At 65.1% G+C, this 14,659-nt stretch carries 12 protein-coding genes; 3 read left to right on the top strand and 9 right to left on the bottom strand.

Annotated features, from left to right (window positions below; translation table 11 throughout):
• Nucleotides 1-125: 125 nt before the first annotated feature.
• The 4 genes from acnD to PSEWESI4_RS15440 all read right to left on the bottom strand — a co-directional run bounded on the left by acnD (nucleotide 126) and on the right by PSEWESI4_RS15440 (nucleotide 5,619).
• Nucleotides 126-2,735, bottom strand: coding sequence for a Fe/S-dependent 2-methylisocitrate dehydratase AcnD (acnD, locus tag PSEWESI4_RS15455; RefSeq protein WP_187672107.1), 2,610 nt, complete (start codon nucleotides 2,733-2,735; stop codon nucleotides 126-128).
• Between the two features lie 2 nt (nucleotides 2,736-2,737).
• Nucleotides 2,738-3,895 (bottom strand): bifunctional 2-methylcitrate synthase/citrate synthase, encoded by a 1,158-nt coding sequence (gene prpC, locus PSEWESI4_RS15450; protein ID WP_187672106.1) that lies wholly within the window; start codon nucleotides 3,893-3,895, stop codon nucleotides 2,738-2,740.
• Nucleotides 3,896-4,015: 120 nt separating this feature from the next.
• Nucleotides 4,016-4,900: a methylisocitrate lyase gene (gene prpB / locus PSEWESI4_RS15445; protein WP_187672105.1), complete on the bottom strand. Its 885-nt coding sequence runs from the start codon at nucleotides 4,898-4,900 to the stop codon at nucleotides 4,016-4,018.
• Nucleotides 4,897-5,619, bottom strand: a complete 723-nt coding sequence (locus PSEWESI4_RS15440; protein WP_187672104.1) for a GntR family transcriptional regulator — start codon at nucleotides 5,617-5,619, stop codon at nucleotides 4,897-4,899. Before PSEWESI4_RS15440 ends, prpB begins: the two co-directional genes overlap by 4 nt.
• A gap of 252 nt (nucleotides 5,620-5,871) precedes the next feature.
• On the opposite strand from PSEWESI4_RS15440, the gene rloA reads away from it, so the two are divergent.
• From rloA to PSEWESI4_RS15425, 3 genes are read left to right on the top strand one after another with little or no spacing between them, the layout of a single operon-like run.
• Nucleotides 5,872-6,408, top strand: coding sequence for a retropepsin-like aspartic peptidase RloA (rloA, locus tag PSEWESI4_RS15435; protein ID WP_187672103.1), 537 nt, complete (start codon nucleotides 5,872-5,874; stop codon nucleotides 6,406-6,408).
• 5 nt (nucleotides 6,409-6,413) lie between these two features.
• A complete protein-coding gene (gene rloB, locus PSEWESI4_RS15430; protein WP_187672102.1) occupies nucleotides 6,414-7,940 on the top strand; it encodes an osmotic stress tolerance membrane protein RloB in 1,527 nt (508 codons plus the stop codon).
• 3 nt (nucleotides 7,941-7,943) lie between these two features.
• Nucleotides 7,944-8,933, top strand: coding sequence for an alpha-L-glutamate ligase-like protein (locus PSEWESI4_RS15425; protein WP_187672101.1), 990 nt, complete (start codon nucleotides 7,944-7,946; stop codon nucleotides 8,931-8,933).
• A gap of 475 nt (nucleotides 8,934-9,408) precedes the next feature.
• Here PSEWESI4_RS15425 and PSEWESI4_RS15420 read toward each other — a convergent pair whose 3' ends face one another.
• The 5 genes from PSEWESI4_RS15420 to PSEWESI4_RS15400 all read right to left on the bottom strand — a co-directional run bounded on the left by PSEWESI4_RS15420 (nucleotide 9,409) and on the right by PSEWESI4_RS15400 (nucleotide 14,583).
• Complete coding sequence (locus tag PSEWESI4_RS15420; protein WP_187672100.1) at nucleotides 9,409-10,569, bottom strand: MalM family protein; 1,161 nt, start codon at nucleotides 10,567-10,569, stop codon at nucleotides 9,409-9,411.
• Between the two features lie 9 nt (nucleotides 10,570-10,578).
• Complete coding sequence (locus tag PSEWESI4_RS15415; RefSeq protein ID WP_187672099.1) at nucleotides 10,579-12,171, bottom strand: outer membrane protein transport protein; 1,593 nt, start codon at nucleotides 12,169-12,171, stop codon at nucleotides 10,579-10,581.
• A gap of 18 nt (nucleotides 12,172-12,189) precedes the next feature.
• Complete coding sequence (locus tag PSEWESI4_RS15410) at nucleotides 12,190-13,158, bottom strand: transporter (RefSeq protein ID WP_187672123.1); 969 nt, start codon at nucleotides 13,156-13,158, stop codon at nucleotides 12,190-12,192.
• A gap of 107 nt (nucleotides 13,159-13,265) precedes the next feature.
• Nucleotides 13,266-14,027, bottom strand: a complete 762-nt coding sequence (locus PSEWESI4_RS15405) for a C39 family peptidase (RefSeq protein ID WP_187672098.1) — start codon at nucleotides 14,025-14,027, stop codon at nucleotides 13,266-13,268.
• A gap of 94 nt (nucleotides 14,028-14,121) precedes the next feature.
• Nucleotides 14,122-14,583 carry a DUF6160 family protein gene (locus PSEWESI4_RS15400; RefSeq protein WP_187672097.1) on the bottom strand — a complete coding sequence of 154 codons (462 nt, stop codon included), beginning with the start codon at nucleotides 14,581-14,583 and terminating at the stop codon, nucleotides 14,122-14,124.
• Nucleotides 14,584-14,659 lie beyond the last annotated feature (76 nt).

Raw genomic sequence — 14,659 nt, 5'->3', positions numbered from 1 at the left:
TCCCCCCGCCCTCTCCCTGAAGGGAGAGGGGGCTGTCCGTGCCGGCTGACGCATTGATTTCATCCTGCGCCGAACGGTCCCCTCTCCCTTCAGGGAGAGGGTTAGGGAGAGGGGCTCTTGTTACATCACGCCGCAGACGACTCGAGGAAGTCCTTGGCGAAGCGCTGCAGCACGCCGCCGGCCTTGTACACGCTGACGTCGGCGGCGGTGTCGAGGCGGCAGGTCACCGGGACGCGGAGCACTTCACCGTTGCGGCGGTTGACCACCAGGGTCAGGTCGCAGCGCGGCGACAGTTCGCCTTCGATGTCGTAGGTCTCGGTGCCGTCCAGGCCCAGGGTCAGGCGCGTGGTGCCCGGCTTGAACTCCACCGGCAGCACGCCCATGCCCACCAGGTTGGTGCGGTGGATGCGCTCGAAACCCTCGGCGACGATTACTTCCACACCGGCCAGGCGCACGCCCTTGGCTGCCCAGTCGCGGGACGAGCCCTGGCCGTAGTCGGCGCCGGCGACGATGATCAGGTTCTGCTTGCGGTTCATGTAGGTCTCGATGGCTTCCCACATGCGCATCACTTTGCCTTCCGGCTCCACGCGGGCCAGCGAACCTTTCTTCACCGCGCCATCGACCACGGCCATCTCGTTGACCAACTGCGGGTTGGCGAAGGTGGCACGCTGCGCGGTGAGGTGGTCGCCGCGGTGGGTGGCGTAGGAGTTGAAGTCCTCCTCCGGCAGGCCCATTTTCGCCAGGTATTCGCCGGCCGCGGAGCTGGCGAGGATGGCGTTGGACGGCGACAGGTGGTCGGTGGTGATGTTGTCCGGCAGGATCGCCAGCGGGCGCATGCCCTTGAGCGTGCGTTCGCCGGCCAGCGCGCCTTCCCAGTAGGGCGGGCGGCGGATGTAGGTGGACATCGGGCGCCACTCGTACAGCGGGCTGTCGGCTTCCTTGACGCTGCCCAGGTCGAACATCGGGATGTACACCTGGCGGAACTGCTCGGGCTTCACGCTGGCCGCGACTATGGCGTCGATCTCTTCGTCGGACGGCCACAGGTCCTTCAGGGTGATCGGGTTGCCTTGACTGTCGGTGCCCAGCGGGTCCTGCTCGATGTCGAAGCGCACGGTGCCGGCGATGGCGTAGGCCACCACCAGCGGCGGCGAGGCGAGGAAGGCCTGCTTGGCGTAGGGGTGGATGCGCCCGTCGAAGTTGCGGTTGCCCGAGAGCACCGCGGTGGCGTACAGGTCGCGGTCGATGATCTCCTGCTGGATCTTCGGCTCCAGCGCCCCGGACATGCCGTTGCAGGTGGTGCAGGCGTAGGCGACGATGCCGAAGCCGAGCTTCTCCAGCTCGGTCAGCAGGCCGGCTTCTTCCAAGTACAGCCTGGCGACTTTCGAGCCCGGCGCGAAGGAGGTCTTCACCCAGGGCTTGCGCACCAGGCCCAGCGCGTTGGCCTTCTTCGCCAGCAGGCCGGCGGCCACCACGTTGCGCGGGTTGGAGGTGTTGGTGCAACTGGTGATGGCGGCGATGATCACCGCGCCGTCGGGCATCAGGCCATGGGCCTCTTCGTCGCGGCCGGATTCCAGCTTGGCCTCGTCGGCGATGCCGCGCTCGGCCAGCGCCGAGGTCGGCAGGCGGCGGTGCGGGTTGGACGGGCCGGCCATGTTGCGCACCACGCTGCCCAGGTCGAAGCTGAGCACGCGCTCGTACTCGGCGGTCTTCAGGGCGTCGCCCCACAGGCCGAGGGTCTTCGCGTAGTTCTCCACCAGTGCCACCTGCTCGGGCTCGCGGCCGGTGAGCTTGAGGTAGTCGATGGTCTGCTGGTCGATGTAGAACATCGAGGCGGTGGCGCCGTATTCCGGGCACATGTTGGAGATGGTCGCGCGGTCGCCGACGGAGAGGCTGTCCGCCCCTTCACCGAAGAACTCGACGTAGGCGCCCACCACGCGTTCCTTGCGCAGGAACTCGGTCAGCGCCAGGACGATGTCGGTGGCGGTGATGCCGGGCTGGCGCTTGCCGGTCAGCTCGACGCCGACGATGTCGGGCAGGCGCATCATCGACGGGTGGCCGAGCATCACGGTCTCGGCTTCCAGGCCGCCGACGCCGATGGCGATCACGCCCAGGGCGTCCACGTGCGGGGTGTGCGAGTCGGTGCCGACGCAGGTGTCGGGGAAGGCCACGCCGCCGCGCACCTGGATCACCGGGCTCATTTTCTCCAGGTTGATCTGGTGCATGATGCCGTTGCCGGCGGGGATCACGTCGACGTTCTTGAACGCGGTCTTGGTCCACTCGATGAAGTGGAAGCGGTCCTCGTTGCGACGGTCCTCGATGGCGCGGTTCTTCTCGAAGGCCTCCGGGTCGAAGCCCGGGGCTTCCACGGCCAGGGAGTGGTCGACGATCAGCTGCGTCGGCACCACCGGGTTGACCTTGGACGGGTCGCCGCCCTGGTCGGCGATGGCGTCGCGCAGGCCGGCCAGGTCGACCAGCGCGGTCTGCCCGAGGATGTCGTGGCAGACCACGCGCGCCGGGTACCAGGGGAAGTCGAGGTCGCGCTTGCGGTAGATCAGCTGTTCCAGGGCGGCGCTCAGCAGTTCCGGCTCGCAGCGGCGCACCAGTTGCTCGGCCAGCACGCGCGAGGTGTACGGGAGTTTGTCCCAGGCACCAGCCTGGATCTCTTCGACGGCCGCACGGGCGTCGAAGTAGTCCAGTTGTGTGCCGGGCAGGCTTTTACGGTATTGGGCATTCATGATTATTTACGGTCCTTGAGCGGCACGAACTTCAGGTCTTCGGGACCTACGTAGTTGGCGCTCGGGCGGATGATCTTGCCGTCGATGCGCTGCTCGATGACGTGGGCGGACCAGCCGGCGGTGCGGGCGATCACGAACAGCGGGGTGAACATGGCGGTGGGCACGCCCATCATGTGGTAGCTCACGGCGCTGAACCAGTCGAGGTTGGGGAACATCTTCTTGATTTCCCACATCACGCTTTCCAGGCGCTCGGCGATGTCGTACATCTTGCTGTTGCCCTGTTCTTCGGAGAGCTGGCGGGCGACTTCCTTGATCACCTTGTTGCGCGGGTCGGACACGGTGTAGACCGGGTGGCCGAAGCCGATCACCACTTCCTTCTTCTCGACGCGGGCGCGGATGTCGGCCTCGGCTTCGTCCGGGTTGTCGTAGCGCTTCTGGATCTCGAAGGCCACCTCGTTGGCGCCGCCGTGTTTCGGGCCGCGCAGCGCGCCGATGGCGCCGGCGATGCAGGAGTACATGTCCGAGCCGGTGCCGGCGATGACGCGGGAGGTGAAGGTGGAGGCGTTGAACTCGTGCTCGGCGTACAGGTTCAGCGAGGTGTGCATGGCGCGCACCCAGGACTCGCGCGGCTTCTCGCCGTGCAGCAGGTGCAGGAAGTGGCCGCCGATGGAGTCGTCGTCGGTCTCCACGTCGATGCGCTTGCCGTTGTGGCTGAAGTGATACCAGTACAGCAGGGCCGAGCCCAGGGAGGCCATCAGCTTGTCGGCGATGTCACGGGCGCCGGGGTGGTTGTGGTCGTCCTTCTCAGGCTGTAGGCAGCCGAGCACGGACACGGCGGTGCGCATCACGTCCATCGGGTGGGCCGACGGCGGCAGGGTTTCCAGGGCGGCCTTGACGCCCGCCGGCAGGCCGCGCAGGGCCTTCAGCTTGGCCTTGTAGGCGGCCAGCTCGGCGACGTTGGGCAGCTTGCCGTGGACCAGCAGGTGGGCGATTTCCTCGAATTCGCAGCGGTTGGCGAAGTCGAGCACGTCGTAGCCGCGGTAGTGCAGGTCGTTGCCGGTGCGGCCGACGGTGCACAGGGCGGTGTTGCCGGCGGCGGTGCCGCTCAGGGCCACGGATTTCTTCGGTTTGAAGGCTGTGGTGGTTTCAGTCGCGCTCATCGGTGTTTCCTCATCTCTATTGTTCTGGGCTTCAAGAGCCGATAAGAGCGCTGGAGGCTGGACGAAGGGCATCCGCTCTCGTCGTTCAGCCTCCAGCGCTTTTTTCGGCCTTTATCGGCTTTATTTCTTACTGGCGAAGAGTGCGTCGAGCTTCTGCTCGAAGGCGTGGTAGCCGATGCGCTCGTACAGCTCGGCACGAGTCTGCATCAGCTCGATGACGTTCTGCTGGTGGCCTTGCTCGCGGATCGCGGTGTACACGGCTTCGGCGGCCTTGTTGGCGGCGCGGAAGGCCGACAGCGGGTAGAGCTGGATGGCCACGCCGACCGAGGCCAGCTCGTCGCGGGTGAACAGCGGGGTGGCGCCGAACTCGGTGATGTTGGCCAGCACCGGCACGTTCAGCGCGTCGACGAAGCGCTTGTAGGTCGGCAGGTCGTAGGCGGCCTCGGCGAAGATGCCGTCGGCGCCGGCTTCCACGTAGCGCAGGCAGCGCTCGATGGCGGCGTCCACGCCCTCGGCCTGGATGGCGTCGGTGCGGGCGATGAGGAAGAAGTTCGGGTCGGTCCTGGCGTCGGCGGCGGCCTTCACGCGGTCGGCCATCTCCTCGGTGGAGACGATTTCCTTGCCCGGACGGTGGCCGCAGCGCTTGGCGCCGACCTGGTCCTCGATGTGCGCGGCGGCGGCGCCGGCCTTGATCAGGCTCTTGACGGTGCGCTCGATGTTGAAGGCGCTGGGGCCGAAGCCGGTGTCGATGTCCACCAGCAGCGGCAGGTCGCAGACGTCGGTGATACGGCGCACGTCGGTGAGCACGTCGTCCAGGGTGTTGATGCCCAGGTCCGGCAGGCCCAGGGAGCCGGCGGCGACGCCGCCGCCGGAGAGGTAGATGGCCTTGAAGCCGGCGCGCTTGGCGAGCAGGGCGTGGTTGGCGTTGATCGCACCGATCACCTGCAGCGGTTTCTCTTCGGCAAGGGCGGTACGGAAACGCTGGCCGGGGGAAAGCAGACTCATGACTCACCTCGTTCGTTGGCTGTCTTGGCTTGGGCGTCCAGGTAGTGACGCTCGATGTTGCGCTTGGAGGCGCCGATGTGGCGGCGCATCAGCAGTTCGGCCAGTTCGCCGTCACGGTCGGCGATGGCATCGAGAATGCGGTGGTGCTCGGCGAAGGCCTGGCGCGGCCGGTTCGGCACGGCGGAGAACTGCAGGCGGTACATGCGCACCAACTGGTACAGCTCGCCGCAGAGCATCTGGCTCAGGGTGCGGTTGCCGCTGCCCTGGATGATCCGGTAGTGGAAGTCGAAGTCGCCTTCCTGCTGGTAGTAGCCGACGCCAGCCTGGAACGCCTCGTCGCGCTCGTGCAGGTCGAGCAGGCGGCGCAGTTCGTCGATCTCCTCGCGGCTCATGCGCTCGGCGGCCAGTCGGCAGGCCATGCCTTCGAGGGATTCGCGGATCTCGTAGAGTTCGATCAGCTCTTCGTGGCTCAGCGACACCACCCGCGCACCGACGTGCGGCACCCGCACCAGCAACTTCTGCCCTTCCAGGCGATGGATGGCTTCGCGCAATGGCCCGCGACTGATGCCGTAGGTACGCGCCAGCTCCGGCTCGGAGATCTTGCTGCCGGGGGCGATCTCGCCCCGCACGATGGCCGCCTGGATGCGCCGGAACACGTGCTCCGAAAGCGTTTCCGCCTCGTCCTGGGCAATTGGGGTGGTTTCTGTCACGTCAAGCATATTGTCGACACGCCATTGAATATACGGTCGAAAATTACGCCAGAGCAGCCAAGATGTCAAACCAACAAACAAGATTGTCGACAATCGTCTAATAAGCAAAAAGCTATCGGACCGTTCTCAATAAGTCACGAAGCGTCATATGCGCCTGTCGCCGCCGAAACCGCACATGCTAGAATGCCGCGCCTGCGCTGACCGGGAATCCCGGTCGCACCTGCTAGACTCCACGCGATCGTTCCAAGCCCCATAGGACTTATGAGACTCGAGCCCTTAGCCCTGCTGTTCTGCCTATTCCTGTTGCCCGGCCTGAGTCTCGCTGCCGACAAGACCATCTATGGTCTCAACGAATACGCCACCCTCCCCGAGCTCGACACCCAGCTCGCCGCCAAGCTGGATACCGGCGCCAAGACCGCTTCGCTCAGCGCGCGCGACATCCGGCGCTTCAAGCGCGACGGGGAAACCTGGGTACGCTTCTACCTGGGCACCGATGACGCCCAGGCCCAGCCGATCGAGCGCCCGCTGGCGCGGATCAGCAAGATCAAGCGCCGTGCCGGCGACTACGACGCCGAGGAAGAAAAAACCTACACGGCCCGCCCGGTAATCGAGCTGAATATCTGCATGGGTTCCACTCTGCGCAACATCGAAGTGAACTTGACCGACCGTAGCGCCTTCCAATACCCGCTCCTGATCGGCTCCGAAGCGCTCAAGCGTTTCGGCGCGCTGGTCGATCCAAGCCTTAAATACGCAGCCGGCAAGCCGGACTGCGCCACTGACGCAAACTCAGCAGAGTAATCGACATGCGCTCTCTCAACCTCCATCTGAAAGCCCTGATCGGCGTACTGGTGATCCTGGGTCTTCTGATCACGGCCTACCAGATCTTCGTCATCGGCATTCCGATCACCGAGGACGAAACCGACGACCTGTGGAACATCGACGCCAAGGTCGAATTCCAGGCCAGCCCGAACAACCCGGTGAAGGCACAGATATTCGTACCGCCACTGACCCAGGACTACGTCAGCCTGAACGAAAGCTTCGTGTCCCGGAACTACGGGGTCAGCATCAACCGCGCCGACGGCAATCGCCGGGTCACCTGGTCCGCCCGCCGTGCCGACGGCAACCAGGTGCTCTACTACCGCCTGGTGCTGACCAAGCGCTACAGCGGCGAGCAACCCAAGCCGAAGGGGCCGATCTTCCGCGACAGCCTGCCCGTCGAAGGCCCGGAGAAAATCGCCGCCGAAGCGCTGCTGGCGCCGATCCGCCAGCACTCGGCGGACGTCGAGACCTTCATCAGCGAGACCATCAAGCGTGTCAACAACACCGCCGATGACAACGTCAAGCTGCTGCTGGGCGGCGACACCTCCACCGCCAACAAGGCCAAGGCCATCGAGCTGCTGCTGTCCATCGCCCACGTGCCGATGGAACGCCTGCACACCATCCGCCTGATCGCCGACGTGCAGCAGAGCCCCGAGCTGTGGCTGCGCAGTTTCAACGGCGAGAAATGGCTGTACTTCAACCCCGAGACCGGCGAGCAGGGCCTGCCGAGCGACCGCCTGATCTGGTGGTTCGGCGACGAGCCGCTGATCAGCGTCGAAGGCGGCCGCCGGGCGCAGGTCAGCTTCAACCTCAACAGCAGCGAGATCAACGCCATCCACCTCGCCAAGCTGACCGACGAAAGCACCGAGGCGGGCTTCCTCGAATACTCGCTGTACGGCTTGCCGCTGCAGACCCAGCAAACCTTCCAGATCATGATCATGATCCCCATCGGCGTGCTGGTGATCCTGATCCTGCGCAACCTGATCGGCTTGCAGACCCTCGGCACCTTCACCCCGGTGCTGATCGCCCTCGCCTTCCGCGAAACAGGCCTGGAATGGGGTATCGGCCTGTTCACGGTGATCACCGCCCTGGGCCTGTCGCTACGTTCCTATCTCGAACACCTGAAGCTGCAGATGCTGCCACGCCTGTCGGTGGTGCTGACCTTCGTGGTGGTGACCATCGCCGCGATCAGCCTGCTCAGCCACAAGCTGGGCTTCGACAGCGGCCTGTCGGTGGCGCTGTTCCCGATGGTGATCCTGACCATGAGCATCGAACGCCTGTCGATCACCTGGGAAGAGCGCGGCGCCGCGCATGCCATGAAGGCCGCCATCGGCACCCTGTTCGCCGCGTCGCTGGCGCACCTGCTGATGAAGGTGCCGGAACTGGTGTACTTCGTGTTCACCTTCCCAGCGGTGCTGATGATCCTGGTCGGCTTCATGCTGGCGATGGGTCGCTACCGCGGCTACCGGCTGACCGAACTGTTCCGCTTCAAAGCCTTCCTGAAGGACTGAGCCATGTTCGGCCTGATCAAGCGATGGAAAGCCCTTGAAGCCAAAGGCATCATGGGCATCAACCGGCGCAATGCGGACTACGTGCTGAAGTACAACGACCGGCACCTCTACCCCATTGTCGACGACAAGATCATCACCAAGCTGCGCGCCATCGAGGCCGGTATCCACGTACCCGAGATGTACGGGATCATCGAAACCGAGAAGGAGATCGATAAGCTCCAGTCGATCATCGGCGAGCACACCGACTTCGTGATCAAGCCGGCGCAAGGCGCCGGCGGCGACGGCATCCTGGTGATCGCCGACCGCTTCGAGGATCGCTACAAGACGGTGTCCGGGCGGATCATCAGCCACGATGAAATCGAGCACCAGATCTCCAACATCCTCACCGGCCTGTACTCGCTCGGTGGTCATCGCGATCGCGCGCTGATCGAGTACCGGGTGACCCCGGACCAGATCTTCAGGAGCATCAGCTACGAAGGCGTGCCGGACATCCGCATCATCGTCCTCAAGGGCTACCCGGTGATGGGCATGCTGCGCCTGCCAACCCGGCAGTCCAACGGCAAGGCCAACCTGCACCAGGGCGCCATCGGCGTCGGTGTCGACCTGGCCACCGGGGTGACCCTGAAAGGCACCTGGCTGAACGCCAAGATCAGCAAGCACCCGGACACCGGCAACGCGGTGGACGGCGTGCAACTGCCGAACTGGGACGGCTTCATGAAGCTCGCCGCCGGCTGCTACGAATTGTGCGGCCTCGGCTACATCGGCGTGGACATGGTGCTGGACCAGGACAAGGGCCCGCTGATCCTCGAGCTCAACGCCCGCCCCGGCCTGAACATCCAGATCGCCAACGACTGCGGCCTGACCAAGCGCACCCACGCCGTCGAGGCGCACCTGGCCGAACTGGAGGCCAAGGGCATCACCGAGAGCGTCGAGGAACGCGTGAAGTTCTCCCAGGGCCTGTTCGGGCACGTGCCGACGAAAGCCGAGGCGTAAGCCCCCTGCGAACACCCGCTCGACCACAACGCCGTAGGAGCGGCCCATGGCCGCGAATCGCAGGCATGGCCAGCTCCTACGCATGACCGCCAGAGCCGCCCCCCCATCACCGGGCCAGGCGGTAGGATGGGCGACAACCCATCGGCGGACATCCAACCCACCATCCCGCAGGAGCGGCCCATGGCCGCGAATCGCAGGCATGGCCAGCTCCTACGCATGACCGCCAGAGCCGCCCCCCATCACCGGGCCAGGCGGTAGGATGGGTGACAACCCATCGGCGGACATCCAGCCCACCATCCCGCAGGAGCGGCCCATGGCCGCGAACCGCAGGCATGGCCAGCTCCTACGCATGACCGCCAGGGCTGCCCCCCATCACCGGGCCAGGCGTAGGATGGGTGACAACCCATCGGCGGACATCCAGCCCACCATCCCGTAGGAGCGGCCCATGGCCGCGAACCGCAGGCATGGCCAGCTCCTACCGCACGACCGCCAGCTCGAATCCGCCCTGGTCGGCATGGGCGTGCGACTGCATGCCGGCGTCGTCCACCTCCAGCTTCTGCAGCGGGCGCTTGAAGGGCTTGTTGTCGAGGGTCCTCAGGCTGCGGTCCTCGTTGGTGGTCAGCAGCAGCACGTAGCGCTCGCCGGCCTCGGCCCTGACCGGCACGGTGCCTTCGATGAAGGCGTAGCGATACCAGGTCTCGCCGTGCAACTGGTACACCGCGTCGCTGACCAGCCGGGTCGGCCGCTTGGCCTCGTCGAGGAACAGCAGTGACGGGTAGACCAGCCCCTTGTTGGCGAAACTGCGAACCCGCAGGCCATAGGTACGGTGCGAGCGCGGCAGCTTCAGGGCCGCGTAGTAGCTGCGGCCCATGGGAAAGTCGAGGCTCGGCGAAAAACGGTTGAGCTCCTCGTAGCGCGGCTCCTCGGCGGACAGCTCGGTGAAATCGCCGTCGGCCAGTTGCCCGCAGCAATGGTTCACGAGCTCCTGATAAAGCCCCTCGCCTTTCGTCCGGCTGCCCGCCAGCAGCGCCTCCATGGCTTCCGTCGGCTGGCCGTCGAGGGACGGCAGCAGCGGCTTGCGGTTGTCGAACTCGATCTGCCGGCCTTCGGTGAACCTGACCGGCTGCGTGCCCGCGGAACGCTTCGCCGAAGGCATGACGCTGGAGTTGCGCATCCTCCCCTGCTCGTCCACCCAGGTGTAATAGCGGTCGTCCTGTCCGGGCCGCACGTAGTCGCGGCCCTCCAGTACGTCGGCGTCGATGTAGTCGCTGGAACGCTCGCCGCTCGGCAGCAACCGGTCACGCCGCCCGGCGAGCAGTTGCTGGTCGCCGGCATAGAAGCTGTTCTGCAGGTTGCCGCTGGCATCCACCCAGGTGAAGTAGCGGCGCTTGCTCTCGCTGCTGGCCTGGCTGCCGGGCCATTGGGTCGCGCCGTCGTCGTGCAGCCGCGCCCGGTCGCCGAGGCTGATGCGCCGCGCCGCCTGGCGTTGCTGCTCGCTGTAGTGGCTGTCGATGAAGGTGTTGCGCACCCGGCCCTGGTCGTCGACCCAGGTCAGGTAGCGGCCCTGGCTGGCACCCGCCGCCAGGGGCAGCAGGCTACAGAGCAGAAACAGGAAGAGGCGCGATGGACTCTGCATGGCGGCGGCTCAGAAGGTAGTCTGGTAGGTCAGCGCCAGGATATAGGCCTTGACGCGGGTGTCGATGTCGAGGTCGGCATAGGGGTTGTAGACCATGCTGTCGATATCCGAGCAGTTGACGTTGCAACTGGAGCGGGCCGGGATGCTCTGCTTGCTGGTCAGGTAGTTGAAGCCGAGGTCGATCACTGTGTCCTTGTCCCAACGATAGCCGACGCCAAGCCCGTAGAGCTTGGCGTCGCCGAGCGGTGCCAGTACGTCGGCCTTGTTGCCGGGAATCGCCGATGGCCGGGGCTCGAAACCGGCGCGCAGGCTCAGGCGGTCGTTGACGTCGTACTGCACACCGACCGCCCAGCTCCACACCGACTCGTAGTCGCGATTGAGGGTGATGGTGGTCGCCGTGGCGTTTTCCGGCGAGAACAGGCTGGCGATCTTCAGCACGTCCAGCGGACGGTCGAACTCCAGCACGAAGTCGTCCCAGGCCGCGTAGTCGGTCCACTTCAGGTCGAAGTTGATCTGCCACTTCGGGTGCGGCTTGAGCTTGATGCCGGTGGCGAAATGCGCCGGATAGGTCAGGTCCATGGACACGTTGCCCGACTCCTCGTCGAACACGCCGTCCGGGGTGATGCTGCTGAAGATGGCACCGATCAGCGAGCTGTCCAGCCCCTGCCAGAAGCCCTGCCAGTCTTTCGAGTAGTCCACCCGGTACTTGCCCTGCAAGTGCATCTTCGCCTCGCTCTGGTACACCGCGCCCCAGGCGAACCAGTCGTTCGGCTCCCAGAGGAAGCCGATGTTCCAGGTCGGCGACAGCGACTGCTGCAGGTCGATGTCGATGTTGGCGATGTCGGTGAACGGCCCGAGGTCGCCGCCGCAGATGTTCAGCAACACCTCGAAGGGATTCCCCCCGATGGTGCACAGCGCATCCTGGGCCACCCCGGTGAACCCGGTCAGCACGCCGGGGGCGCGGAAGTCCTGGTTGAGCGCCACCGCCTGGTGGGAAAAGCCGATCGACAACCCCACCGACAGCTCGTCGTTGACCTGGTAGCCGATCGACGGCGAGAAGTAGGTGATGCGCTGCAACACCACTTCCTTGCCCTGGTAGCGCCCCGGGTCGTTGTCGCCACGGGAATAGCCGAGCGCCTGTGGCGCATAGACGTCAGTGGCGAAGGTGAACTTCGAGCCCGGCGGGTTGATCGACAGCCCCGCCAGCGGCGCGAACAGCAGCGGCACTTCGGTGGCGCCACCGAGTCCGGGCAGGTACATGGCCGCCGCGGTGGTGCGGCTGGAACGGTTGGCGATGGGATCGTCGTCCAGGCCGAGGAAGTTGCTGCCGTAGTCCGCCGGCGCATCGAAGTCGGCGCGGATGTCCATCACCCCGGTGAGAAACTTCACCAGGGTCTGCCGGCCCTTGAGCTTGGTCAGCGCCGCGGGGTTGTAGTGCACCGCGTCGATCCCGCTGTAATCGGCGGTGATGGCGTTGCCCAGGGCCATGGCCTTGGGGTTGCCGATGGTCAGGTTCTGCGCCATCTGCGCCTGGCTCAACCCGCTCCAGAGCAAGGCCGCCCCGGCGACCGCCCGGGCGAGCGGTGTGATTCGCATCGTCATGAGATGTCCGCTCGCAGCTTACTGGGCCTTCAGGCCTTTGATGTCGAGGGGCATGGAGAGCCCCAGCAGCACGTCTGGCGAGTCCTCGGTCATGCCGAAACCGGCGTTGACGTTGACGATGTAGTTGGGCGACGTGCGCAGGCCGAGCGAGAAGTTCATGATCGCGCTGGTTTGTTCCGTGCCGTCGAAGCGGGCATCGGCGAAGGTGTAGGTCGGCTTGAAGTTGTGCGACATCTGGTAGGAGGTCGACAGCGACACGTCATACGACAGCGCATAGGCGAAGCCCATGCTGAAGTTGATCGCCGAACCGGGGTCGACCTTGTTCAGCTCGCGCCCGCCGCGCACCTGGTGCAGCCCGGAAACCGGCACGTTGTAGGTGTATCCCAGCGAACCGAACAGCACCACCGGGTCGATCACGTAGGACATGTTCAGGCCGCCGCCGATGCTGTAGAAGCCGCTGCCGGTGGCCAGGTCCTTGTCGCTGTTGATGTCGTAGGGGCTGGTGCCGGTCGGCAGGCCGAGGGTGCCGTACAGGGTGTAGACCGGCCGGCCGCGCAACGAGGACCACGGCTGCCAGCGCAGGCTGAGGGAGACGTCGCCGAGACCGTAGACGTCGATCTCGCGCTCGGTGTCGTACTTGGCCACCAACGGCAGGCGCATGCTGAAGGTCAGGTTGTCCCAGATGCCGTAGTCGAAGGTGAAGGAGTTGGTGAAGGTGTGCTGGGCCTCGGCCTGGGAGACCACGCTGAACACGTTGTTGCCGGTACGCACGGTCTGCACCTGGGTGTCGCGCAGCAGCGAGTAGTCGAAGCCGTAGGTCAGCGTGCGCTCGCCCTTCTTCAGCAGCGTGTAGCTCTTCTCGGCGGCCTGGAACACCTCTTCCAGCGCCTTGGCGCTGTCGGCGTCGTCCTCTTTCTTGCTCAAGGCATCCCGCGCCTCGTCGACCTCGTCGGCCCACAGCGGCGCAGCGATCGTCAGCGTCAGCATGGCCAGCCATGCGCAACTCTTGGAACCCATGACGCTATCCCCAGTAGATTCTTGTTATCCCGGACGCGGGCCGTGTCTCTCACCCGGGCCCGATGGCTTGCCACCGGTCATTTGCGGCGGATGTACTGAATGTCTCCTCCAGATCCCAGCTCGTCGGCCTGGTTCTCCATGAACTTGCTCATCTGCGGGAACTCGCGGAACGCCAGCAGGCTGATGGTGCGATCATCGATGATGCGCAGGTCGCGCTCGGTGAGCGCCATCGCGTTACGCGGTTCCTGGCCGCCGGGAAAGATCACGAACAGCACGTTCTGATCCCAGATTTCCTCGAAGCGGGTACGGGTGAAACTGATGTTGCCGAGCGCAGGGTCGGCGACGAACACGTGGTCGTTGTAGACGTCGCGTACCACCACGAAGTGTTTGAAGCCGGCATAGTGGATCGGCACGATGGCCGGATGTTCGAGTCCGTCCAGGTCGTCGAACTCGGCGCGGAAACCGCCGCTCTGGTAGCCCAGGGCGGCGACGAAACGCTTCATGTCGAGCAGGGAGAAGCCGCGCCGCTCGACGATCTTCTCCGCCTCGCCGTAGCGCAGCAGGCCCTCCATCACCTGGCGTTCCTCCAGGTTGCGGCCCAGGTAATAGTCCAGCAGGGTGGTCAGCGCGGCGGAGCCGCAACTGTAGTCGTAGGCCTGGCGGATCACGTTGCGGAACTGCAATTGACTCATCGGCTCGAGGATCACCGTTTCACGCAACGGGCCGTTGGGCACCATTGCCTGGCTCAGGTTGACCGAGCCCTGCACCGGCGGCTTGGTGTCCACCGCCTCGGTGAAACCGAACAGGCCGATCAGGCTACCCACGAGAATTTCGATCATCAACAGACCATACGGAGCGACTTTTCTTATTCGGGAGAAGAACCCTACCGGCCGGAGCCGGTAAGGTTTTCAGGTCAAGCGAACGAGGCCGAACTCAGTGGCCCCAGATCTTGACGGTGGTGCCGGCCATGTTGATGTCCGAAATCGCCAGGCCACCGATGTTGGTGCCGCCCGACAGCGAACCGGCGGTGCCGCCGGAACTGGCGGTATAGGTGCCACCGACGTTGATGGCGGTGACGGTCAGGGTACCGGTCATGGCCGGCAGGCCGATGGCCAGTTGCTTGACGCCGCTACCGTTTTCGACCACGTCGACGGTCACCGGGTCGCTGTCCAGAATGTTGAAGCCATCCAGATCGACGCCGTTCAGGTTCAGGGCATTGCCGTCGTCGAGATAGGCGATGTTGCCGATGGAGCCGTCGAACTCACCGGAAATGCTGATCCCGTCCTGGCCGGTCACGCTGGCCAGCGAGCTGTCATCCAGAGCTTTCAGATCGGCCTGGGCCATGAAAGGAGCAGCCAGAACAGCGGCAAGGGCCAGTTGTTTGAAGCTTTTCATTGTTGTTCTCTCCAAGGTTCACAGATGAGGTTGCTGCCACGGACATCCTGTCTCCGGCAACTGGACCGGCTCACGC

Origin of the sequence: Zestomonas carbonaria, assembly GCF_904061905.1 — a bacterium.
In the GTDB taxonomy this organism is placed as follows: Bacteria; Pseudomonadota; Gammaproteobacteria; order Pseudomonadales; family Pseudomonadaceae; genus Aquipseudomonas; species Aquipseudomonas carbonaria.
This window is presented reverse-complemented; position numbering and strand designations above follow the sequence as displayed.